At 62.9% G+C, this 21,437-nt stretch carries 19 protein-coding genes and 1 riboswitch; of the genes, 8 read left to right on the forward strand and 11 right to left on the reverse strand.

The annotated features are described in order from the left end of the window. Positions 1 to 114 precede the first annotated feature (114 nt). Positions 115 to 1,104, reverse strand: coding sequence for a LysR family transcriptional regulator (locus tag RPF88_RS18270; protein WP_027161714.1), 990 nt, complete (start codon positions 1,102 to 1,104; stop codon positions 115 to 117). Positions 1,105 to 1,415: 311 nt separating this feature from the next. On the opposite strand from RPF88_RS18270, the gene chvE reads away from it, so the two are divergent. From chvE to araD1, 4 genes are all read left to right on the forward strand, one after another. Beyond that, entirely contained in the window at positions 1,416 to 2,486 is a 1,071-nt protein-coding gene (gene chvE, locus RPF88_RS18275) for a multiple monosaccharide ABC transporter substrate-binding protein (RefSeq protein WP_027161715.1), read from the forward strand. Positions 2,487 to 2,609: 123 nt separating this feature from the next. After that, entirely contained in the window at positions 2,610 to 4,142 is a 1,533-nt protein-coding gene (gene mmsA / locus RPF88_RS18280) for a multiple monosaccharide ABC transporter ATP-binding protein (RefSeq protein WP_027161716.1), read from the forward strand. After that, the gene (mmsB, locus tag RPF88_RS18285) at positions 4,139 to 5,425 is read left to right on the forward strand and encodes a multiple monosaccharide ABC transporter permease (protein ID WP_027161717.1); all 1,287 of its coding nucleotides are present in this window, start codon (positions 4,139 to 4,141) and stop codon (positions 5,423 to 5,425) included. The genes mmsA and mmsB overlap by 4 nt, the downstream gene beginning before the upstream one ends. A gap of 305 nt (positions 5,426 to 5,730) precedes the next feature. Beyond that, complete coding sequence (araD1, locus tag RPF88_RS18290; RefSeq protein ID WP_013533635.1) at positions 5,731 to 6,723, forward strand: AraD1 family protein; 993 nt, start codon at positions 5,731 to 5,733, stop codon at positions 6,721 to 6,723. A 171-nt stretch (positions 6,724 to 6,894) separates the two neighbouring features. Here araD1 and RPF88_RS18295 read toward each other — a convergent pair whose 3' ends face one another. Beyond that, positions 6,895 to 7,668, reverse strand: a complete 774-nt coding sequence (locus RPF88_RS18295) for an ABC transporter substrate-binding protein (protein ID WP_050596217.1) — start codon at positions 7,666 to 7,668, stop codon at positions 6,895 to 6,897. Between the two features lie 100 nt (positions 7,669 to 7,768). After that, positions 7,769 to 8,863: a 2'-deoxycytidine 5'-triphosphate deaminase gene (locus tag RPF88_RS18300; protein ID WP_337122833.1), complete on the reverse strand. Its 1,095-nt coding sequence runs from the start codon at positions 8,861 to 8,863 to the stop codon at positions 7,769 to 7,771. 74 nt (positions 8,864 to 8,937) lie between these two features. Then, a riboswitch (SAM riboswitch) is annotated at positions 8,938 to 9,015 on the forward strand. 57 nt (positions 9,016 to 9,072) lie between these two features. Here RPF88_RS18300 and RPF88_RS18305 point away from each other — a divergent pair. After that, a complete protein-coding gene (locus tag RPF88_RS18305; RefSeq protein ID WP_292659075.1) occupies positions 9,073 to 10,260 on the forward strand; it encodes an O-succinylhomoserine sulfhydrylase in 1,188 nt (395 codons plus the stop codon). Positions 10,261 to 10,267: 7 nt separating this feature from the next. Here RPF88_RS18305 and RPF88_RS18310 read toward each other — a convergent pair whose 3' ends face one another. After that, positions 10,268 to 11,419 (reverse strand): ceramide glucosyltransferase, encoded by a 1,152-nt coding sequence (locus RPF88_RS18310; protein WP_337122834.1) that lies wholly within the window; start codon positions 11,417 to 11,419, stop codon positions 10,268 to 10,270. A 233-nt stretch (positions 11,420 to 11,652) separates the two neighbouring features. On the opposite strand from RPF88_RS18310, the gene apaG reads away from it, so the two are divergent. Then, the gene (gene apaG, locus RPF88_RS18315; RefSeq protein WP_013533640.1) at positions 11,653 to 12,045 is read left to right on the forward strand and encodes a Co2+/Mg2+ efflux protein ApaG; all 393 of its coding nucleotides are present in this window, start codon (positions 11,653 to 11,655) and stop codon (positions 12,043 to 12,045) included. 47 nt (positions 12,046 to 12,092) lie between these two features. Here the strand turns inward: apaG and RPF88_RS18320 are convergent, their stop codons facing one another. The 3 genes from RPF88_RS18320 to RPF88_RS18330 form a co-directional block, all read right to left on the reverse strand. After that, a complete protein-coding gene (locus RPF88_RS18320) occupies positions 12,093 to 13,100 on the reverse strand; it encodes an Hsp33 family molecular chaperone (protein ID WP_337122836.1) in 1,008 nt (335 codons plus the stop codon). Positions 13,101 to 13,234: 134 nt separating this feature from the next. Continuing rightward, positions 13,235 to 14,146, reverse strand: a complete 912-nt coding sequence (gene argF / locus RPF88_RS18325; protein ID WP_013533642.1) for an ornithine carbamoyltransferase — start codon at positions 14,144 to 14,146, stop codon at positions 13,235 to 13,237. 17 nt (positions 14,147 to 14,163) lie between these two features. Beyond that, positions 14,164 to 15,363: an aspartate aminotransferase family protein gene (locus RPF88_RS18330; RefSeq protein WP_063170013.1), complete on the reverse strand. Its 1,200-nt coding sequence runs from the start codon at positions 15,361 to 15,363 to the stop codon at positions 14,164 to 14,166. Between the two features lie 358 nt (positions 15,364 to 15,721). Here RPF88_RS18330 and RPF88_RS18335 point away from each other — a divergent pair, with 358 nt between their 5' ends. Beyond that, entirely contained in the window at positions 15,722 to 16,240 is a 519-nt protein-coding gene (locus RPF88_RS18335) for a GcrA family cell cycle regulator (RefSeq protein ID WP_013533644.1), read from the forward strand. A 154-nt stretch (positions 16,241 to 16,394) separates the two neighbouring features. Here RPF88_RS18335 and RPF88_RS18340 read toward each other — a convergent pair whose 3' ends face one another. The 3 genes from RPF88_RS18340 to RPF88_RS18350 all read right to left on the reverse strand — a co-directional run bounded on the left by RPF88_RS18340 (position 16,395) and on the right by RPF88_RS18350 (position 19,599). Further along, a complete protein-coding gene (locus RPF88_RS18340) occupies positions 16,395 to 17,405 on the reverse strand; it encodes a magnesium and cobalt transport protein CorA (protein ID WP_013533645.1) in 1,011 nt (336 codons plus the stop codon). Positions 17,406 to 17,495: 90 nt separating this feature from the next. Beyond that, on the reverse strand, positions 17,496 to 18,221 hold the full coding sequence (gene phoU / locus RPF88_RS18345) for a phosphate signaling complex protein PhoU (RefSeq protein ID WP_013533646.1): 726 nt from the start codon (positions 18,219 to 18,221) through the stop codon (positions 17,496 to 17,498). A 112-nt stretch (positions 18,222 to 18,333) separates the two neighbouring features. Beyond that, positions 18,334 to 19,599, reverse strand: a complete 1,266-nt coding sequence (locus RPF88_RS18350) for a sensor histidine kinase (RefSeq protein WP_337122839.1) — start codon at positions 19,597 to 19,599, stop codon at positions 18,334 to 18,336. A gap of 121 nt (positions 19,600 to 19,720) precedes the next feature. Between RPF88_RS18350 and ppk2 the strand changes: the two genes are divergently transcribed. Beyond that, positions 19,721 to 20,629 carry a polyphosphate kinase 2 gene (gene ppk2 / locus RPF88_RS18355; RefSeq protein ID WP_337122840.1) on the forward strand — a complete coding sequence of 303 codons (909 nt, stop codon included), beginning with the start codon at positions 19,721 to 19,723 and terminating at the stop codon, positions 20,627 to 20,629. 49 nt (positions 20,630 to 20,678) lie between these two features. Here the strand turns inward: ppk2 and RPF88_RS18360 are convergent, their stop codons facing one another. Next, positions 20,679 to 21,428, reverse strand: coding sequence for an enoyl-CoA hydratase-related protein (locus RPF88_RS18360; RefSeq protein WP_013533649.1), 750 nt, complete (start codon positions 21,426 to 21,428; stop codon positions 20,679 to 20,681). Between the last annotated feature and the right edge of the window lie 9 nt (positions 21,429 to 21,437).

Below are 21,437 nucleotides of genomic sequence, written 5' to 3' on the forward strand. Positions count from 1 at the left end.
AAATCGTCCCTTGCAAGATCATGAACGCATCGGCGGGAAATAATGTTCCCAGTGCGCTTTCGCTGGCCTCGGCCTGGCGGCGCTTTCGCCGGAGAAGCTTACCTGATCCAGCCATCATCCCACTTCCCTCAGAATGAAGTCGTGCAGCATCTTGGCGGCCGGCGACAGCGCGCGATTCCTCACCGTGATCAGGCTGTAGGGCCTGACCTCGATGTCGAATTCGGTCTGGACGACGTCGATGGCGCCGGCCAGCCCGTCAGGGTTCTGGATGAATTTCGCCACCTGGACAGAGACCGGTGCGATGGCATCGGATTGCGCGACCATGACCAGGGTCAGGAGCAGCGAACTGGTGTTCAGGATACGGTCCGGCAAAGCGATGTTGCGGTTGAGGAAGTTGCTCTCCATCGCCTGGCGCAAGGGCGAGCCGCCAGACTGAAAGACCCAGTCATAGGCGGCGGTGTCTTCCAGCCGCACCACGCTGCCCCTGGTGAGCGGGTGGCCACGGCGCACGATCAGGCAGGCTTTCTCGACGCCGATGACGCGCGACTCGAACAGCCGCGGATTGAGGTCGTCCGGGATGCGCGCGATGATGAAGTCATGGCGCGTGGCGATCAGCTCGCGTGCCAGCACATTGGAGGTCTCGACCTGCATGGTGATCTCGATGCGCGGATAGATGCGGCGGATTTCACGAATTGCCGGCACCGCCAGCTCGATTGCCGGCGCGGTCACGGCACCCAGGAAAACCGAACCACCCTTGCCCGCCTTGAGCTCGGAAATCTCGCGGTCGACCTCGCGCATCTCCAGCAGGATCGAGCGCGCGCGCCTGGCCAAAGCCTTGCCGTATGGCGTCAAGGTGATGCCGCGCGGCAGCCTCTCGCACAGCTTGACCTCCAGCACCGCCTCCATCTCCGCGATCATGCGCGAGGCCGCCGGCTGCGAAATGTTCAGAACCTGGGCTGCCGCGCTGACCCGGCCATGGTCGTCGAGCGCGACGATCATGCGCATGTGACGCAGACTGAGACCGCTGCGCAGCAGGGTTTCGCCATCGCCCGGTGCTTCTCTGTAACCATCTGAAGCTGTTGTCGGATTCGCTGGCCGCGCCATCGCTTTCCCTGCCTTCTGCTCGTGTACGACCGACATCGGGGTCAGCCCGTCACGTCGCAATACATATACCAACCATGATATAGCAACCATCAAAGATCGCATTTGACAGTTATGGCAAAGACCCACACCCTCCGCGCGTTCCAAGACGTGACGGTCGCCGACGAGAAAAATCGTATCGATTGAATCAGCGTCTCGGGGCCATGGGAGGATACCGGAGATCGATATGACGGCAGCGGTGCCTTGGCGCTTCTGCACGATTGCGCGGCCCGCGACCCCCGGGGTGCCGCGTCCATCAAACAGGGAGAGTTAAAGTGAAAATCATCAAGACACTGGCCGCCGTCGCGGCCCTTGGCATCGCTGCCATGACCTACTCGGCGCACGCAGCCGACAAGGGTCTCGTCGGCGTGCTGATGCCGACCAAGACCTCGCAGCGCTGGATCAATGACGGCGATGCCGTCAAGTCCCAGCTCGAGGCTCTCGGCTACACCGTCGACCTGCAATACGCGCAGGACGACATCCCCAACCAGCTCAGCCAGCTGGAAAACGAAATCACCAAAGGCCCGAAGGCGCTGATCATCGCTTCGATCGACGGCACCACCCTGTCGGATGCTCTGCAGAAGGCCGCTGACGCGGGCGTCGTCGTCGTCGCCTATGACCGCCTGATCAAGAAGACCGCCAATGTCGACTACTACACCACCTTCGACAATTTCGGCGTCGGCGTGATCCAGGCGAATTCGCTGGTCAAGGGCCTCAAGGAACGCTTCCCGAACACCAAGCCGTGGAACGTCGAACTGTTCGGCGGCTCGCCCGACGACAACAACGCCTTCTTCTTCTACAATGGCGCCATCTCCGTCCTGCAGCCGCTGATCGACGACGGCTCGATCAAGATCAAGTCCGGCCAGACCGGCATGGACAAGGTCGGCACGCTGCGTTGGCTCGCCGCCACCGCCCAGGCACGCATGGACAATCTGCTGTCGGCCAACTATTCGGATGGCAGCCGCGTCGATGGCGTTCTTTCGCCCTATGACGGCCTGTCGCGCGGCATCACCGCCTCGCTGCGCGCCGTCGGCTACGGCACCGAGGCTCAGCCTTGGCCAATCGTGACCGGTCAGGACGCCGAGACCGCTTCGGTCAAGCTGATCATCTCGGGCGAGCAGTACTCGACCGTGTTCAAGGACACCCGCGAACTGGCCAAGGCCACCGTCGAGCTCGTCGACAAGGTGCTCTCGGGCGGCAAGCCGGACGGACTCGATGAAAAGACCTACAACAACGACGTCAAGGTCGTTCCCTCGATCCTGTTGACGCCGCATGAAGTCGACAAGTCGAACTACCAGGCGCTGGTCGTCGACTCCGGCTACATCAAGGCCGACGAACTGAAGTAATCCCGGTTACAAAGTCAGGGGGTCCTGCGCAACGCAGGGCCCCTTTTCGTTCACCAGCGAGCCCGGTATTGTCACCGACCTCGCCGGCAATGTTTGCCGAGCTCTCAAGGAGCGGTAGTCCCCATGGCCCCGACGATTTTGGAGATGCGCGACATCACCAAGACGTTTCCCGGCGTGAAGGCGCTGTCGAACGTCAATCTCAGCGTCGAGGAAGGCGAGATCCACGCCGTGGTCGGCGAAAACGGCGCCGGCAAGTCGACGCTGATGAAGGTGCTGTCGGGCGTCTATCCCTCCGGCACCTATGACGGCCAGATCATCTTCCAAGGCCAGGAATGCCAGTTCAAGGGCATCCAGGACAGCGAACACAAGGGTATCGTCATCATCCACCAGGAGCTAGCGCTGGTGCCGATGCTGTCGATCGCCGAAAACATCTTCCTCGGCAACGAGCACGCGAAATTCGGCGTCATCGACTGGGATGCCAACGAGGCGCGCACCGCCGCCCTGTTGAAGAAGGTGGGCCTCAAGGAGGACCCCAAGACACTGATCACCAATATCGGCGTCGGCAAGCAGCAATTGGTCGAAATCGCCAAGGCGCTGAGCAAGGACGTCAAGCTTTTGATCCTCGATGAGCCGACAGCGTCGCTCAGCGAGAAGGACAGCCAGGCGCTGCTCGACCTGCTGCTCGAATTCAAGCGGCAAGGCATGACCTCGATCCTGATCTCGCACAAGCTCAACGAGATCAACCGGGTCGCCGACAAGGTCACCGTCATCCGTGACGGACGCACCATCGAGACGCTGGCCAAGAAAGATATCTCGGAAGACCGCATCATCACCTCGATGGTCGGCCGTTCGCTCGACGACCGCTATCCGCCGCGTGAGCCCAAGATCGGCGAGATCGTGTTCGAGGTGAAGAACTGGTCGGTCTATCATCCGCTCCATGCCGAGCGGCAGGTGATCAAGGGCATCGACATCAATGTGCGCAAGGGCGAGGTGGTCGGCATTGCCGGGCTGATGGGCGCCGGGCGCACCGAATTCGCCATGAGCCTGTTCGGCCGCTCCTACGGCCGCCGCATCACAGGCGAGGTGCTGCTCAAGGGCAAGCCGATCGATGTGTCCTCGGTAAGCAAGGCGGTCCAACACGGCATCGCCTACGTCACCGAGGATCGCAAGACCTACGGGCTCAACCTCATCGACCATATCAAGCACAACATCACGCTGGCCAATCTCGGCGGCGTGGCCCGCCACAGCGTGATCGACGACATGCGCGAGCTCGCCGTCGCCAACGACTATCGCAAGAAGACCAATATCCGTGCGTCCAGCGTCTATCAGATGACCGGCAATCTTTCCGGCGGCAACCAGCAGAAGGTGGTGCTGTCGAAATGGCTGTTTGCCGACCCTGACGTGCTGATCCTGGACGAGCCGACACGCGGCATCGATGTCGGCGCCAAGTATGAAATCTACACGATCATCGCGCGCCTTGCCTCGGAGGGTAAGGCGATCGTGGTCATCTCGTCGGAAATGCCGGAATTGCTCGGCATTACCGACCGCATCTACGTCATGAACGAAGGGCGCATGGTGGGCGAAATGCCGGCGGCGGAAGCAAGCCAGGAAAAAATAATGCGCGCCATCGTCCGGGGAGAAGGAAAAGCAGCATGAGCACCGAAACCGCCCCCGCCCCGCAGGGCAATGTCGCCGAGGAACAGCGCCCGCGCATCGCCGTCTCGGCGCTGGCGACGAACCTGCGCGAATACGGTCTGATTATCGCGCTGATCGTCATCATGCTGTTCTTCCAGTTCACCACGTCGGGAACGCTGTTCAAACCGGTGAACCTGAGCAATCTGGTGCAGCAGAACTCCTTCATTATCGTGATGGCGCTGGGCATGCTGCTGGTGATCGTATCGGGCTATATCGACCTCAGCGTCGGGTCGGTCGCCGGCTTCATCGGCGCGCTGGCGGCAAACATGATGGTCATCTGGCAGCTGGGACCGCTCAGCAATCCGCTGGTGGTTTCGATCGTCTGCCTGGTTGCGGGTGGCTTGATCGGCGCCGCGCAAGGCTATTGGATCGCCTATCACCGGATACCGAGCTTCATTGTGACGCTGGCCGGCATGCTGATCTTCCGCGGCATCTGCCAGGCGCTGCTCGGCGGCGGCTCTTCGGTCGGCCCGCTTCCGGACGACTTCAAAATGCTCAGCTCCGGCTTCATCCCTGATGTGATCGGCCCGCTGACGCTCGTCCCGCCGGTGGTGAACGCGGCCGGCAAGACCATCCTGGGCAGCGGCGTGACCCTGCACATGACGACAGTCGTGCTCGGCCTGATCGCCGTGCTGGCCTATGCCTATTTCGGGGTGAGGACGCGTCGCAAGCGCGAACGCCATGGCTATGAGGCCGAGCCCTTTGCCCTGTTCGTCGTCAAGACGCTGGTCGCCAGCGCCCTGGCGCTGTTCCTGGTCTATGAGTTCGCCAGCTACAGAGGCCTGCCGGTCGTGCTGCTCGTCATGGGCGTGCTGATCTCGCTGTTCGTCTTCGTCACCAAGCGCATGACCATCGGCCGCCGTATCTACGCCATGGGCGGCAATGCCAAGGCCGCGCAGCTGTCAGGCATCAACACCGAGCGGCTGACGCTCATGGTGTTCATCAATATGGGCGTGCTGTCGGCGCTCGGCGGCCTGATCATCGCGGCGCGACTGGGACAGGCGGTGCCGGCCGCGGGCCTCGGCAGCGAGCTCGACGTCATCGCCGCCGTCTTCATCGGCGGCGCCTCGGCGATGGGCGGCGTCGGTCAGGTCATCGGCGCGGTGGTCGGCGGCTTCATCATGGGCGTGATGAACAACGGCATGTCGATCATGGGCGTCAATGTCGACTGGCAGCAGGTGGTCAAAGGCCTGGTGCTGCTCGGCGCCGTGATCTTCGACGTCTACAACAAGAACAAGGCTTGAACGGACTTAAGAGCAATTCCAGGAAAAGTGTGAAACGGTTTTCCGCCCGGAATTGCGCCAAGACAATGAGTTAGAGCGGTTCGCCGTTTCCGTGAAACGGTGAACTGCTCTGGTCGAGGAAAGCAGGAGGCATACGATCGCGACGCTGCCGGCAACCCGCCGGTAACAGAAGTCCCTGAGGGACCAGGCCCGCGAGCGCAATCCGAACTGAGAATTTAAACCGTGGCATGGACGAGGTCCCGGCCGCGCTGAGCAAGGTTTGCCGTTTTGGCAGCCCTGCCAAGGCAAATGAGAGAGGATTCATCATGCTGATCTCCCAGATCCTTGACGACGCCGAGACCATCCGCGTCGTCGCCCGCAATGGCGGCAAGACCCGGATCATCAATGGCGCCCGCAGCGTCTATTCGCTGGCGATGGAGGCCGCCCGCACCGGCGTCGGCCTCGTCGCGCTGATCGAACGCAAGGGGCTTGGCGAGACGGTCGATCTCGAGGCCGCTTACAAGAAGGGGCGGCTGCTGTCGCCGATCAATCACCCCGATCCGGCGCATCTGCACCTGACCGGCACCGGGCTGACGCATCTCGGCTCCGCCGCGACGCGCGATTCCATGCACAAGAAGCTGAGCGCCGACGGCGAGGAGCAGCTCACCGATTCCATGAAGATGTTTCGCATGGGGCTGGAGGGCGGCAAGCCGGCGAAAGGCCAGATCGGCGTGCAGCCGGAATGGTTCTACAAAGGCAACGGCACGATGGCGGTGGCGCCAGGCGCCGCACTCCTGTCACCGGCCTTTGCCAAGGACGCCGGCGAAGAGCCCGAAGTCGCCGGCATCTATGTCATCGGCGACGACGGCGCACCTTTCCGCGTCGGCTTCACGCTGTCGAACGAGTTTTCCGACCACGTCACCGAGCGCGTGAACTATCTGTTCCTCGCGCATTCCAAGCTGCGCAACGCCTCGTTCGGGCCGGAGATCCTGATCGGCGACCTGCCGTCCGACATCCGCGGCACCTCGCGCATCGTGCGCGACAGCGAGGTGCTGTGGGAGAAGCCGTTCCTGTCCGGCGAAGCGAACATGTCGCACACCATCGCCAACCTCGAACATCATCATTTCAAATACGCGGCCTTCCGCCAGCCGGGTGACGTGCATGTGCACATGTTCGGCACGGCGACACTGTCCTTCGCCGACGGCATCACGACCGAGGCCGGCGATGTCTTCGAGATCGAGGCCGGGGATTTCGGCCTGCCGCTGCGCAACCCGCTTGAGATCGAGCAGCCGGTGAAGGTGGCTGTGAAGGCGCTTTGAGAGCGCGCCTTTCCTTCTCCCCAAGTGGGAGGTGGATCGGCGCGTTAGCGCCGAGACGGATGAGGGGTGTTCCAGCGGAGTGAAACGTTGGCGTTCCCTGGAACACCCCTCATCCGTCGCCTCCGGCGACACCTTCTCCCACAAGGGGAGAAGGAAAAAGGCGCCTCTGCCTCAATAGATATCGAAGTCGAAATACTTGGCCTGGATCTTCTTGTAGGTGCCGTCGGCGACGATCGCGTCGATGGCCGCGTTGAGCTTGTCGCGCAGGGCCGTGTCGTCTAGGCGCACGGCGATGCCGGCCTGGGTCTCGGTACCCTTGACGTCGCCGACCAGCTTGCAGCAGCCGTCGCTTGCCTTCTTCAGCCAGTCCATCAGCACGAACTTGTCCGAGATCACGGCGTCAAGACGACCGTTGGTCAGGTCGGTGATCGCCTCTTCCTGGGTGGGATAGAGTTTGGCCTCCGCGCCCGCCTTGCCATATTCATTCTGGGCATAGTCGGCTTGCGTGGTCGAAGCCTGGGCACCGACCGTCTTGCCGGCAAGGGCCGCCGGTTCGGTCGAGGTGAGATCGGTGTCCTTCGGCGCCACCAGAGCCAGCGGTGTCGTATAATATTTGTTGGTGAAGGCGACCTGCTTCTTGCGCTCTTCGGTGATGCTCATCGAGGCGATGATGGCGTCGAACTTCTTGGCCTGCAAAGCGGGAATGATGCCGTCCCAGTCCTGGGTAACGATCTCGCATTCGACCTTCATCTGCGCGCACAGCGCATTGGCGATGTCGATGTCGAAGCCTTCCACCTTGCCGTCAGCGGTGATGGTGTTGAACGGCGGATAGGCGCCCTCGGTGCCGATCTTGATTTTCTCCGCCGCCTGCACCGACGGAGAGCCGGCCAGCATTGCCAGCATGGCAGCGCCCGCCGCCGATATGACCCATTTCGAAAATCGCATTTTCTTGGTTCCCCTTGAACGCCGCCAGCTTGACGGGCGGCAAGGCAGCCAAGCATGCCGAACCGGCACAGGCAAGTATTTTGCCTTGGGGCAATGAGTGTCAGCGCGCGGCGCGGAAATGCTTGGACAGCTTCAGGCCCTGCGCCTGGTAGTTGGAGCCGAGATCGGTGCCGTAGAGTGCCTGCGGCCGCTTCAGCATATGCTCGTAGACCAGCCGGCCGACGATCTGGCCGTGGTCGAGGATGAACGGCACTTCATGGCTGCGCACTTCCAGCACCGCCCGGCTGCCGGTGCCGCCGGACGCGGAATGGCCGAAGCCCGGATCGAAGAAGCCGGCATAATGGACGCGGAATTCGCCGACCAGCGGATCGAAGGGCGTCATCTCGGCGGCGTAGAGCGGCGGCACATGCACCGCCTCCTGGCTGACGAGGATGTAGAATTCATCGGGGTCGAGCACCAGTTCGCCGGCGCCGCTCTTGTGGATCGGTTCCCAGAAGTCGACGACTTCCTGGGCCGCGCGCTTGTCGACATCGACGAGGCCGGTGTGATGCTTGCCGCGATAGCCGACCAAGCCGCTTTGATCGCCGTTGAGGTCGATCGACAGCGCGATGCCGCCGCCGGAAATGTTCGGCGGCTCGGTGGCGACCAGCATCTGCGTGCGATGCAGGTCGTGCAACTCGGCTTCGGAGAGCAGCGCATTGCCGGTGCGGAAACGGATCTGCGACAGGCGCGACCCGGTGCGGACGACGATCGGGAAGGTGCGCGGGCTGACTTCCAGAAAGAGCGGGCCATGATAGCCGGCGGCGATCTTGTCGAACTCGTGGCCGCGATCGGTCATGACGCGGGTGAAGATGTCGAGCCGCCCGGTCGAACTCTTCGGATTGGCCGAGGCTGAAATGTCCGCCGGCAGCGCCAGGCTTTCAAGCAGGGGCACGATGTAGACGCAGCCGGTCTCCAGCACCGCGCCCTCGACCAGATTGATCTCGTGCAGTTGCAGCCGGTCGAGCTTTTCCGAGACCTTGTGATTGGGGCCGGGCAGGAAGGAGGCGCGCACCCGCCAGGCCTTGTCGCCGAGCCTGAGATCGAGGCTGGCCGGCTGGATCTGGTCGGTGTCGAGCGCACGCGCCGACTTCAGCGCGCCGGACTGGAACAGCGCCGATATGTCCTGGTCGGGAAGAATGCCTGTCTGCCGCAAGGCTCCACTCCTGCTTGGTACAAACCTCTTAATGAAGCCGGCAATTGACGCAAGCGCGGTGCGGGTCTAAAGGGTCGTTATCCCGTGGTGATTTGGCCGGTCGGCTTGCAGCCACGTTAAACAAGTCGCTAAAGGACCGTCGGGCCGCAAGGCCGTATGGACCGGTTGCGACTTTCGCGGCCGGTTTTTTTGTGTCTGGAAGAAAAGCGATGAGCACCAAGAAGCGCAACTGGAAGCCTCAGACGGCACTCGTGCACAGCGGAACGCTGCGTTCCGGTTTCGGCGAAACGTCAGAAGCGATCTATCTCACCCAAGGCTATGTCTACGAAACGGCGCAAGCCGCCGAAGCCCGTTTCAAGGGCGAAGAGCCGGGTTTCATCTATTCGCGCTACGCCAATCCGACCGTCGACATGTTCGAGAAGCGCATGTGCGCGCTGGAAGGTGCGGAAGACGCGCGCGCCACCGCGTCGGGCATGGCCGCGGTGACGGCCGCCCTTCTGTGCAGCGCCAAGGCCGGCGACCATATCGTGGCGGCGCGTGCGCTGTTCGGCTCCTGCCGCTGGGTGGTCGAGACGCTGGCGCCGAGATACGGCATCGAGGCGACGCTGGTCGACGGCACCGACATCGCCAACTGGGAAAAGGCGGTCAAGCCGAACACCAAGCTGTTCTTCCTGGAAAGCCCGACCAATCCGACGCTGGAAGTGGTCGATATCGCCGCTGTCGCTTCGCTTGCCAATTCGATCGGCGCCAGGCTGATCGTCGACAATGTCTTCGCCACGCCCCTGCAGCAGAAGCCCTTGCAGCTCGGCGCCCATATCGTCGTCTATTCGGCGACCAAGCACATAGACGGCCAGGGGCGCTGTCTCGGCGGCGTCATCCTGTCGGACAAGAAGTGGATCGACGAGAACCTGCACGACTATTTCCGCCATACCGGCCCAAGCCTTTCGCCTTTCAACGCCTGGACGCTGCTGAAGGGCCTGGAAACGCTGCCGCTGCGCGTACGCCAGCAGACGGAAAGTGCCGGCCGGATCGCCGATTTTCTGGCCGAACGGCCGGAAATCGCGCGCGTCATCTATCCCGGCCGCGCCGACCATCCGCAGGCCGACATCGTCAAGAAGCAGATGTCGGGCGGCTCGACGCTGATCTGCCTGGACGTCAAGGGCGGCAAGCAGGCGGCCTTCGCCTTGCAGAACGCGCTCGACATCGTCCTGATCTCCAACAATCTCGGTGACGCCAAGAGCCTGATCACCCACCCGGCGACGACGACGCACAAAAATCTCAGCGACGAGGCGCGCGCCGAGCTCGGCATCGGGCCGGGCACGCTCAGGCTGTCGGTTGGCCTGGAGGATACCGACGATCTGCTCGAGGACATCGCGCAGGCGCTGAAGGCCAGGTAGGAGGCCTTCAGGCGCTGGACGGCGTCTCTTCCAGCTCGGCCGTCTTGGTGCCGATGGTCATCGCATTGCCGCGCCAGTCGACGGCGCCGCCGAGCCAGCCGCGCCCCCACATCGCCGGCAGGATCAGGTCGCGCGCCATGATCGCGGCGACCATGCGTGGCGACAGGTACCAGCCCTTGGACCAGGCCAGGGCGCACTCCGGAAGATAGAAGGCCGCCAGCACGGCAAGGGCGATTGCCCAGAGGCTGAAGCCGGCGCTTGCCGCTGCAATCAGCGCAAGCACCAGCGGCACCACGGCGCCGGTCAGGATTTCGGGTGCGAAGAACAGCGGGAAAGTGACGCGGCGCAGGCGCGCCCAACGGGCCTGACGCGACCAGATGTCGTCAAACGAGCGCCGGCCAAGCGGCTGCTCGAAGGGGGCGGCGACGAGATTGACGCGCAGGCCGAGACTGTTCACCAGCTTGGTCGCAGCGGCATCCTCGGCGATCTCGGCGGCCAGCGCGCGGATGCCGCCATTGGCATCGAGCATCGGCTTGTTCCAGAGCATGCTCTTGCCCTGGGCAAAGCCGAGGCCGAGCGCCTCGCCGGCATATTGCCAGCGCGCCTGCAGCGTGTTGAGGAAAGCGCATTCGACCTCGGCCCAGAAGCCGGCCGGCCGCGAACCGATCGGCGTCGAGCAGACAAGGCCGGTGCCGGGCCGCCAGGCAGCCATCAGGTGCTGGATGTAGTCCCTCGGCATCAGCACGTTGGAATCGGCCAGGACGACCCAGTCGTGCCGCGCCGCTTCCCAGCCCTTGACGCAATTGTTGAGTTTCGGATTGGCGCTGATGCGGTCGTCGCCGACAAGCAGCCGGGCCGGCACTTTCGGAAACCGGACGATCGTCCTGTTTATCAATTTGACCACCGGATCGTCGGCATGGGCGACGCAGAAAATCAGCTCATAGCGCGGCCAGTCGAGCGAGAAGGCGCGCTCCAGCGTCTCCTGCGTGAACGGCTCGACGCCGCGCGACGGCACGACGATCGACACCGGCCGCGGCTTGCCGGCCGGCGGCGCAATGGTGCGACGCCGTCTCAGACGCGACGCGGCGAGCACGATGCTGGCGAGATTCGAGAGGATGAGGACGGTCGAAAGCGTGGCGGCTATGAGAGTGAGTTGCATCGAGATCCGGTCACTCCAGGAAAACCGGTCCGCAAGATGGCCGGTTTCAACAGTTCAGCAGAGCGCCCGAGTCGCGCGTCACCAGTCCGCGCACACCACCATTGTCATATGTCACTTAAATGACATTCTTTGTCGGCACCTGCCCGCGAGGCCGGCCAGAGGAGGCTTCGATCGGTTGACCTAACCGCACGGAGCGCCGAAAGTTCCGCTGGAACCGTTTTTTGGAGCCGCTTATGTATAGCGCCGTCACGCGCAACATCGAAGTGCAGGTCAGGCCGTTCTATCTGGAGGACCGTTCGGATCCCTCTGAGAACCGCTATGTCTGGGGCTATCAGATAACGATCGACAATCAGTCGGACGATTTCGTGCAGCTTCTGTCGCGCTATTGGCACATCACCGACGGCACCGGCCGGGTCGAGGAAGTGCGCGGCCCCGGCGTGGTCGGCGACCAGCCCGAACTCAATCCCGGCGACAGCTACCAGTACACATCCGGTTGCCCGCTCTCGACACCGTCCGGCATCATGGTCGGGCATTACACGATGCGCAACAAGCGGGGCGAGACGTTCGACATCGCCATTCCGGCGTTTTCGCTGGACTTGCCGGGGACGCGGCGGACGGTGAATTGATTTCGCCTCACCGGCCGCGGAGCGACCGGTGAGGCGTGGTTTCTACTCTACTGGGCCGCGAATTCCGCCGGGTCGAAATCATATTGCTTCGAACAGAATTCGCAGGCGACGTGGATGCCGCCGTCTTCGGTGCTGTCCTTGATCTCCTGGGCGGAAAAACCCTCGAGGATGCCGCGGATCTTGTCCCTGGAGCACGAGCACTGGTCGGCGACCGGAACGCCGCCGAAGACGCGCACGCCATGCTCGTGGAACAGCCTGTAGAGCAGCCGCTCGGCGCCGATCGTCGGGTCGATCAGTTCGGTCGGCTCGATGGTGCCGAGCAGAGCCAGCAACTCCTGCCAGGAATTGTCGACCGGATCGTGGATCTCCTCACGCGGATCGCCATCGCCGCCCGGCAGGTCCGGGACGCGCATGCGCTCGGGCGACTGCGGCAGGAACTGCGCCAGGATACCGCCGGCGCGCCATTGCTCGCGGGCGCCGCCGGGACCGGGCGTCAAAAGCTTGGCCACCGACAGCCTGATATCCGTCGGGATCTGCTCCGACTGACGGAAATAGGTGCGTGCCGCGTCTTCCAGGGTCTCGCCATCGAGCTGGACGATACCCTGATAGCGTTGCGTATGGGCGCCCTGGTCGATGGTCAGCGCCAGCACGCCACTGCCGAGCAGCGTCTGCTGGGAGGTTTCGCCCGCCGCGACCAGCGCTTCCAGCCGGTCGGCATCGAAACGCGCATAGGCGCGCAGCGCCGAGGGCGTGGAAAAATCCGCAACCAGCATGTCGACGGGTCCGTCGGTGCGGGTCTGCAGGATGAACTTGCCCTCGAACTTCAGCGAAGTGCCGAGCAGCACGGTCAGCACACAGGCCTCCGCCAGCAGGCGGGCGACCGGCTCGGGATAATCGTGGCGGCTGAGGATGGCGTCCAGCATCGGCCCGAGTTGGACCGTGCGGCCGCGCACGTCGAGAGGGCCGACCTCGAACGGCACGACGTGATCGTCGCCGGCATAGCCGAATTCGCCGAGTTTGGGGTAATGTTCAGTCACTTGATAGGTTTCCAACATGACAAAGCTCCAGGGCGCGGCGATGCCGCCCTCCGGGGCGCATGCGTCGAAACGCGCTTGATTTGCGTGATGCGGCGCAAATAGGCATCACACGCCCGCAGATCAAGCTCCCAGGGATCAAGCGCCCAGACACTTCAAGCGCCTAGACACCAGGCAAGCACGGCCTTCTGGGCATGGAGCCGGTTCTCGGCTTCGTCGAAGACCACCGAATGCGGTCCGTCGATAACCTCGTCTGTCACTTCCTCGCCGCGATGCGCCGGCAGGCAATGCATGAACAGCGCGTCCGGCTTGGCTCTCGCCATCAGCTTGGCATTGACCTGGTAGGGCGAGAACACATTGTGGCCGCGGGCGCGATGCTCCTGGCCCATCGACACCCAGCAATCGGTGACGATGCAGTCGGCCTGGTCGACGGCTTCCTCGGGCGAGCGGGTGAAGTGCAGCTTGCCGCCATGCGCCTGCGACCAATCGATATGCTTCTGCGCCGGCTCGCTGCCTTCGGGAACGGCGACGTTGAGGTTGAAGCGGAACCGGGCCGAGGCCTCGAGCAGGGAATGCAGCACATTGTTGCCGTCGCCGGTCCAGGCGATGGTCTTGCCGGCTACCGGACCGCGATGTTCCTCGAAGGTCATGATATCGGCCATCAGCTGGCAGGGATGGGTATCGTCGGTCAGTCCGTTGATCACCGGCACGGTGGCGTTCTCGGTCAATTCCAGCAGCCGCTCATGCGAGGTGGTGCGGATCATGATCGCATCGACATAGCGCGACAGCACCTTGGCGGTGTCGGCGATGGTCTCGGAACGGCCGAGCTGCATCTCGGTGCCGGTCAGCATGATGGTCTCGCCGCCGAGCTGCCGCATGCCGACGTCGAAGGAGACGCGCGTGCGCGTCGACGGCTTGTCGAAGATCATCGCCAGCACCTTGCCTTCGAGCGGTTTGGTGCGCTCGCCGGCCTTGAGCCGCGCCTTTCGCACCACCGCGTCGTCCAGCATCAAGCGCAGGTCGCCTTCGGAAACGGTGGAAAGATCGGTGAAATGGCGAACTGACATCAGCAATGATTCCGGGATTACTTCGCCGCGGCGGAAGCGATCGCCTCCGCCAGGCCCTTGGCGCCGGCGCGGATGCGGTTGAGCGCGTCATGGATCTCGGCGTCGGTGACGGTGAGCGGCGGCAACAGGCGAATGACGTTGTCGCCGGCCGGAACCGTCAACAGGTGCTGGTCGCGCAAGGCCATGTTCACCTTGGTGTTGGGCATGGCGCATTTGAGGCCGAGCATCAGCCCGGCACCCCTGATGTCCTCGATGATTTCGGGAAACTCGTCGGCGACCGACGCCAGACCCTGCTTCATCAGCAGCGCCTTGCGCTGGACATCTTCGAGGAAGCCGTCTTCCAGCACGACATCGAGCACGGCGTTGCCGACCGCCATGGCAAGCGGGTTGCCGCCGAACGTGGTGCCATGCACGCCGGCGGTCATGCCGACCGCCGCTTCATCCGTGGCAAGGCAGGCGCCCATCGGGAAGCCGCCGCCGATACCCTTGGCAATCGCCATGATGTCGGGCGTTACACCCGACCATTCATGTGCGAACAGCTTGCCGGTGCGGCCGATGCCGCACTGGACCTCGTCGTAGATCAACAGCAGGCCGTGCTGCTCGCACAATTGCCTGAGCCGCTTCAGCGACTGCGTCGGCACCGGGCGGATACCGCCCTCGCCCTGCACCGGCTCGATCAGGATCGCGGCCGTCTCCGGCGTGATCGCCTTTTCGGCGGCGTCAATGTCGTCGAAGCCGACCTGGTCGAAACCCTCGACCTTGGGGCCGAAGCCCTCGAGATACTTGTACTGGCCGCCAGCCGCGATGGTCGCCAGCGTGCGGCCGTGGAAGGCGCCTTCGAAGGTGATGATGCGGAAGCGCTCGGGATGGCCTTTGACGAAATGGTAGCGCCGCGCCGTCTTGATCGCGCATTCCAGCGCCTCGGCGCCGGAATTGGTGAAGAACACCTTGTCGGCGAAGGTGGCGTCGGCCAGCCGTTCGCCAAGCCGGCTCTGCCCGGGGATCTCGTAGAGGTTGGAGACATGCCACAGCTTGGCTGCCTGCTCGGTGAGTGCGGCGACCAGGTGCGGATGGCTGTGGCCCAGCGAATTGACGGCGATGCCGCCGGCGAAATCGAGATATCGCTCGCCCTTGTCGGTAATCAGCCATGTGCCTTCCCCGTGGTCGAAGGCCAGGGGTGCGCGAGCAAAGGTCTCGTAAAGCGCCGAACCGCTCATTATATGCGTCTCCGGTACCGGAAAATCAAAAAAGCCGCCAAAGCGGCGGCCTGTGCGGCTTATCCTGTTTTTCGGCCATGAAGTCAACGAAAACGTCGCGTAGTGGCGCGCGGCAAGCCCCCCAACGGGACGCCGGCTCATAAGCGACCGGGCAAGTTGGGGAAAACCGAAAAAACCGATTCGTGTTGCACTTGGGACTCTTGTCACCGAGTCAGCGCATAGAGTAGTTGTAGTCGAGAAATAGCTAGATTTCGTGCGGCGGACCTAATCACCAGATATATGTGGTGTCTGCCCTGGCAAATGTTGCCGGGTCGGGAGAAGGATTCCGATTGCCGCACGCTTAGAGGAGCGCGGTCTCATGAACTGGACTGACGAGCGGGTAGAACTCTTGAGAAAACTGTGGTCGGAGGGTCTGAGCGCAAGCCAGATTGCTGCGCAGCTTGGAGGGGTCAGCCGCAATGCGGTCATCGGGAAGGTGCATCGGCTGAAACTGTCGGGCCGCGGTCGCTCGACCGCCACGCCGGCACGCCAGAAGAAGGCAGCGCAAGGATCGACCGTCCAGAAATCGGTATCACGCGCCGCAACCACGGCACGCCATGTCACGACATCGGTCGGCGCGACCGCTTTGCAGACGCAGTTCGACGCCGAACCCGTGGCACGCCATTACATCCGCCCGGTCGAAAATGTCGTGCTGCCGATCTCGCGGCATCTGCAGCTGGTCGAACTGACCGAGCGGACCTGCAAATGGCCGAACGGCGATCCGCTTTCAGAGGACTTCCATTTCTGCGGCAACGATGCCGCCGAAACCGGTCCCTACTGCAAGTACCACGCCCGCGTGGCATTCCAGCCGGCATCGGAGCGGCGGCGGAGCAGGTAGATAAGGGAGTAGGGGAGTAAGGGAGTAAGGCAGTAGGGCAGTATGTGCGCGGAAAGTCGCGCTCACGAAATGCCACCCTACTGCCCTACTGCCCTACTGCCCTACTGCCCTACTGCCCTACTGCCCTACTGCCCTACTGCCCTACTGCCCTACTTCACAACCAGCCATTCTTCCTGAACCGCCAATACAGAAACGCGCAGATCAGCGCGATCGTGGCCAGAACCACCGGATAGCCGTATTCCATCTTCAGTTCCGGCATGTCGCTGAAGTTCATGCCGTAAATGCCGGCGAGCGCCGTCGGCACCGCCAGGATTGCGGCCCAGGAGGCGAGCTTCTTGGTGTTGGCCGTTTCCTGACTCTGGCCGACCAGCAAGCTCGCCTCGAAAGCGAATGCCAGCACCTCGCGCAGGCTGTCGATCTTCTCCTGAACGGTGCGGATGTGATCGGTGACGTCGCGGAACAGCGGATGCATGGCGGTGTGGATCTGCGGCAGCTCGGCGCTGGTCAGCCTTCGGCAGACTTCGACCAGCGGAAGCGCGGCATTGCGCAGGCGCAGGAGATCGCGGCGCAGCATATAGAGCCGCTCTATGTCGGGAGCGGTCATCGGCTTCAGCAGAACCTTGTCCTCGATCGCCTCGACCTCGTCCTCGATCTGCTCGAGCACCGGCATGTAATTGTCGACGATGAAATCGAGAATGGCATAGAGGACGAAATCCTCGCCCTTGGCCAGCGAGTGCGGGCAGCTTTCCCAGTGCTGACGAACGGCGGCATAGGACGTCGAGGGACCGTGCCTGACGCTGACGATGTAGCCTGAGCCGACGAACAAATGGGTCTCGCCGAAGGTGACCCGGCCCTCGATCAGCTGCGCGGTGCGGGCGACGATGAACAAGGCGTCGCCATATTGCTCGATCTTCGGCCGCTGGTGCGGGTGCTCGGCATCCTCGATCGCCAGCTCATGCAGGTGAAACTGCGCCTGGACGCGCAGCAACAGGTTACGGTCGGGCTCCAACAGGCCGATCCAGACGACATGACCGGATTTTTTTGCCCATTCGCCGGCTTCCTCGATGGGAATGTCGGCGATGCGGCGCCCCGCCGTGTAAACGCCGCAAGCGATAATGCCGGATATCGGCGCAGGCGCCGGGGTCAGGTTCCGAACATTTTCCATCACGACCTCCCGGAGCAAATCCACGGACGAGGATAGAGGCAAGGCCCGGAAAGCTTATCGTAAATCGGGTGAGGGTTCGAGAGGCGGCGTTCACTTCACCGGCTGCGTCTCGGAAAGGCTGATTTTGTCGGTCTTGTCGCCCTTGGGCCGCTCAGCCGGCAACTGATCGCCGGTGACGATGTAATAGATGGTCTCGGCTATGTTGGTGGCGTGATCACCGATACGCTCGATGTTCTTGGCGCAAAACAGCAGATGCGTGCAGGGGGTGATGTTACGCGGGTCTTCCATCATGTAGGTCAGCAATTCGCGAAACAGCGATGTGTACATGGCGTCGATCTGGTCGTCACGATCGCGCACGAAGCCGATCTTCTCCACCGAACGGGACGCGTAGACGTCGAGCACTTCCTTGAGCTGGGTCAACGCCAGGTTGGACAGAGCCTCGAGGCCGCGGAACAGGCTGGTCGGCTGGCGTCCGTCGGTGACGGCGACCACCCGCTTGGCAACGTTCTTGGCGAGATCGCCAACCCGTTCGAGGTCGGCGGAGATGCGGATGGTCCCGACGATCTCGCGCAAATCCGCCGCCATCGGCTGACGCTTGGCAATGATGATGATCGCCTTGTCGTCGATTTCGCGCTGGCCCTCGTCCAGTACGGTATCGTCGCGGATGACCTTCTGGGCAAGGCCCGGGTCGGCATTGACGAGAGCGGTGACCGCCTGTTCGACCATGCGCTCGGCATGGCCACCCATCGCGGCGATGCGCTTCGACAGATATTTCAACTCCTCGTCATAAGCGCTGACGATGTGCACGGACTGCATGGCAAATGCCTTCCCACGGGGTGTTTTGATTTTGAGTCGTTTCCTCGAATCCCCGCTGATACGCTAGCCGGATGACAGAAAAAAGAAACAGTGCCCTTGAATTAGGGCGATATCAGTGCGCCGGCAAATGAACCGAGAATGCCGCGCCGTTGCCGACTTCGGACTTGATCGAAAGCCGGGCGTTGTGGCGCGTCAGTATATGCTTGACGATCGACAGGCCGAGGCCGGTGCCTTTCTGGGTCCGGCTGGTCTCGACATCGACGCGATAGAAGCGCTCGGTAATGCGCGGAATGTGCTCCTCGGGAATGCCAGGGCCAAAGTCCCTGATCGTCACGTCGATGCCCGGCTCTGATCCGGCATCGCTATGCGCTATGGATACAACCACGCGCCCACCCGACTGCCCGTATTTGCAGGCGTTTTCCAGGAGGTTCTCGAAAACCTGGAAAAGCTCATCGCGATCGCCAGGCACATGAAGCGGTCCATCGGCGTAGCGCCGCTCGATGGCAACGGCGTTTTCGCTGGCCAGCGGTCCGAGCGAGTCGATGACGCTGTCGACGGTCTGGCGCAGGTCCACCTCGGTTCCCGGCTTCAGATAGGGTTTCATCTCGAGCCGCGACAGCGACAACAAATCGTCGATCAGACGCGCCATGCGGCCGGTCTGGCTCTGCATGATCTGCAGAAACTGGTCGCGCGCCGCCGCGTCGTTGCGGGCTGGCCCGCGCAGCGTTTCGATAAAGCCGGCGATGGAGGCAAGTGGGGTGCGCAGTTCGTGGCTGGCATTGGCGATGAAGTCGGCGCGCATGCGGTCGATCCTGCGTGCTTCGCTCTGGTCCTTGAACACCAGCACATAGAGATCGGTGGCATGACCGACCGAGGACACGCTCACCCGGTAAGCCCGTTCGACCGGCAGCTTCTCCGTATAGTCGACGATATCGGAGGCGACATCGCCCGATAGCACGCCATCCAGCAGAGCCTGCATTTCCGGCGCCCGGAATTTCAGCGACAGCGACATGCCTGGCGCGATGCCGCCGAAAGCGGCGAAGGCGGCGGCGTTGGCATGGACGATGGTGGCAGCCCGGTCGAAGATGATCAGCGGATCGGCGACGGCGGCGGCCAGATATTCACCCGAGAGCCTCTGCAGGCCGGTGGCCTCGATGGCGGCTCCGCTGCCAGTGGATTGGCGCGCGCCGGCGGCCGGCAGTATTGCCGCTGCAAACAGCAACAGCAGCGCCGCAAGGACGACATAGGCTGAAATCCCGGCCAAGGCATAAACGGCGACGACCGCGACGACGCCGGCCGCAAGCAGCCAGCGGCTGTTCCACAGCCGTGCGGCCATGGTTTGCGTGATGCCTCTCTGCTCTGTGTCCAGGTCAGCCATCTGCCCGCGGGCCCGCACCCCATGCCTTCGCACCCGGTCCACGGTGGCGGAAAAACTTCCACTAGACCGTTCCGGAGGCTCCCCATAGCATGAGTCCGGAAGCTGGAAAGGGTTCGTCTCGATGAAAAAAGCCAAGGAAAGTCCCGCCGCACCAACTTCGGGGCCGCTGAAGATCAGGATCGGCGGCAAGGAGCGGGAGTTCGACATCGAAAGCCCCGTGCTTCCCGACTGGGTCGAGGACAACAAGCTGACTGCCGGCGGCTATCCCTACGACAAGAAGATGAAAAGTGATGAGTATGACGAGACGCTCGAGAAGCTGCAGATCGAGCTGGTCAAGGCGCAGGCCTGGCTGCAGTCGACCGGCAAACGGGTGATGGCGCTGTTCGAGGGCCGCGACGCTGCCGGCAAGGGCGGCACGATCTTCGTGGTGCGCCAGTACCTCAATCCGCGCACGGCACGCAACGTGGCGCTGACCAAGCCGACCCCGACCGAACTGGGGCAATGGTACTACCAGCGCTATGTCGACCATTTCCCGACTTCAGGCGAATTCGTCACCTTCGACCGCTCCTGGTACAATCGCGCCGGCGTCGAGCCGGTGATGGGTTTCTGCACGCCGCAGCAGCACGAGCAGTTTCTCGACGAGACGCCGCATTTCGAGCGGATGATCTCCAACGAGGGGATCCACTTCTTCAAATTCTGGCTGAACATCGGCCGGGAAACGCAGCTTGAGCGCTTCCACGACCGCCGCTACAGCCCGCTGAAGAGCTGGAAGTTTTCGCCCATCGACGTTGCGGGCATCACCAAGTGGGACGACTACACCAAGGTGCGCGACACAATGTTCGAGCGCACCCACAAGGAATTCGCGCCGTGGATCATCGTACGGGCCAATGACAAACGGCGCGCGCGGCTGGCGGTCATGCGGCGCATCCTGTCGTCTCTGCCCTATGAGGGGCGCGATCTCGAAATCATCGGCAAGGAAGACAAGAAGATCATCGGCGAAGGGCCGTCATTCCTGGGAAAACAGGATTGACGCTTTTTTGCGTCGCGCGGCAAGGAACCGCGCGACGCAATCACGATGCTTAAGCCGCCAGCCTGGCGATACGCTGCAATCGCCGCAGCGTCGTATCATCCTGCAGCGCCTGCTGGAAAAGCGAGATCTCCTGATCGATGCGGTCGCAGAGGGCCTCGGTGTTCCCCTTCAGCAGGCCGCGCGTCTGCAGCAGGGCGGCGACCGGCTTCTTGACGAGCTGTCTTGCCCGACCAAGGGCCGCCTCCTCGACGGTGCCTCCCGGCACGATCTCCGCGACCAGGCCGAGCGCCCTGGCATCTTCGGCGCGAAGCGTGTCGCCGAGGCAGAAGAAGCGGAAGGCACCGGCGTAGCCGAGCTTCTGCGGCGCCAGGATGCTGGTCGCCGCATCCGGCACCAGGCCGAAATCGACGAACGGCACCCTGAACGTGCTCTCATCGGACGCGATCACCATGTCGCAATGGAACAGGATGGTGCAGCCGACACCGACGGCATCGCCATCGACGCAGGCAAGGATGGGCTTTGGAAACGTCGCCAGCGTGCGGAACAGGTCGGTGACGGCGGCGATCAGTTTCTGGTGCTTGGTGGCGTCGAGGAATTCGGAGAAGTCGCCGCCCAGACAGAAACAGCCTGCCAGGCCGCGCAAGACGACGACGCGAACCTCCTCATTGTCGGCTGCTTCATGGAAGGTCCTTGCCAGGCTTTCATAGGCCCTCCTGTCCAGCACCGGCCGGCCGTCACTCGACGACACGGTGACCACCAGCGTGTGGTTGCGAAGTTCAGGTTGCGGATGTGTGCTCATGACTGTCTC

It is taken from the genome of Mesorhizobium sp. ISC11, assembly GCF_037162595.1.
GTDB lineage: Bacteria > Pseudomonadota > Alphaproteobacteria > Rhizobiales > Rhizobiaceae > Mesorhizobium > Mesorhizobium ciceri.

Bases quoted from the DNA above. Each gene is read 5' to 3' on its own strand.
- RPF88_RS18340 (WP_013533645.1), bottom strand. From the start codon at position 17,405: ATGGAAAATGTTCGGAACCTGACCCCGGCGCCTGCGCCGATATCCGGC.
- araD1 (WP_013533635.1), top strand. From the start codon at position 5,731: ATGCTGATCTCCCAGATCCTTGACGACGCCGAGACCATCCGCGTCGTC.
- mmsB (WP_027161717.1), top strand. From the start codon at position 4,139: ATGAGCACCGAAACCGCCCCCGCCCCGCAGGGCAATGTCGCCGAGGAA.
- phoU (WP_013533646.1), bottom strand. From the start codon at position 18,221: ATGCAGTCCGTGCACATCGTCAGCGCTTATGACGAGGAGTTGAAATAT.
- ppk2 (WP_337122840.1), top strand. From the start codon at position 19,721: ATGAAAAAAGCCAAGGAAAGTCCCGCCGCACCAACTTCGGGGCCGCTG.
- mmsA (WP_027161716.1), top strand. From the start codon at position 2,610: ATGGCCCCGACGATTTTGGAGATGCGCGACATCACCAAGACGTTTCCC.
- RPF88_RS18320 (WP_337122836.1), bottom strand. From the start codon at position 13,100: ATGTTGGAAACCTATCAAGTGACTGAACATTACCCCAAACTCGGCGAA.
- apaG (WP_013533640.1), top strand. From the start codon at position 11,653: ATGTATAGCGCCGTCACGCGCAACATCGAAGTGCAGGTCAGGCCGTTC.
- RPF88_RS18360 (WP_013533649.1), bottom strand. From the start codon at position 21,428: ATGAGCACACATCCGCAACCTGAACTTCGCAACCACACGCTGGTGGTC.
- RPF88_RS18335 (WP_013533644.1), top strand. From the start codon at position 15,722: ATGAACTGGACTGACGAGCGGGTAGAACTCTTGAGAAAACTGTGGTCG.
- RPF88_RS18295 (WP_050596217.1), bottom strand. From the start codon at position 7,668: ATGCGATTTTCGAAATGGGTCATATCGGCGGCGGGCGCTGCCATGCTG.
- RPF88_RS18310 (WP_337122834.1), bottom strand. From the start codon at position 11,419: ATGCAACTCACTCTCATAGCCGCCACGCTTTCGACCGTCCTCATCCTC.
- RPF88_RS18305 (WP_292659075.1), top strand. From the start codon at position 9,073: ATGAGCACCAAGAAGCGCAACTGGAAGCCTCAGACGGCACTCGTGCAC.
- argF (WP_013533642.1), bottom strand. From the start codon at position 14,146: ATGTCAGTTCGCCATTTCACCGATCTTTCCACCGTTTCCGAAGGCGAC.
- RPF88_RS18350 (WP_337122839.1), bottom strand. From the start codon at position 19,599: ATGGCTGACCTGGACACAGAGCAGAGAGGCATCACGCAAACCATGGCC.
- RPF88_RS18270 (WP_027161714.1), bottom strand. From the start codon at position 1,104: ATGGCGCGGCCAGCGAATCCGACAACAGCTTCAGATGGTTACAGAGAA.
- RPF88_RS18330 (WP_063170013.1), bottom strand. From the start codon at position 15,363: ATGAGCGGTTCGGCGCTTTACGAGACCTTTGCTCGCGCACCCCTGGCC.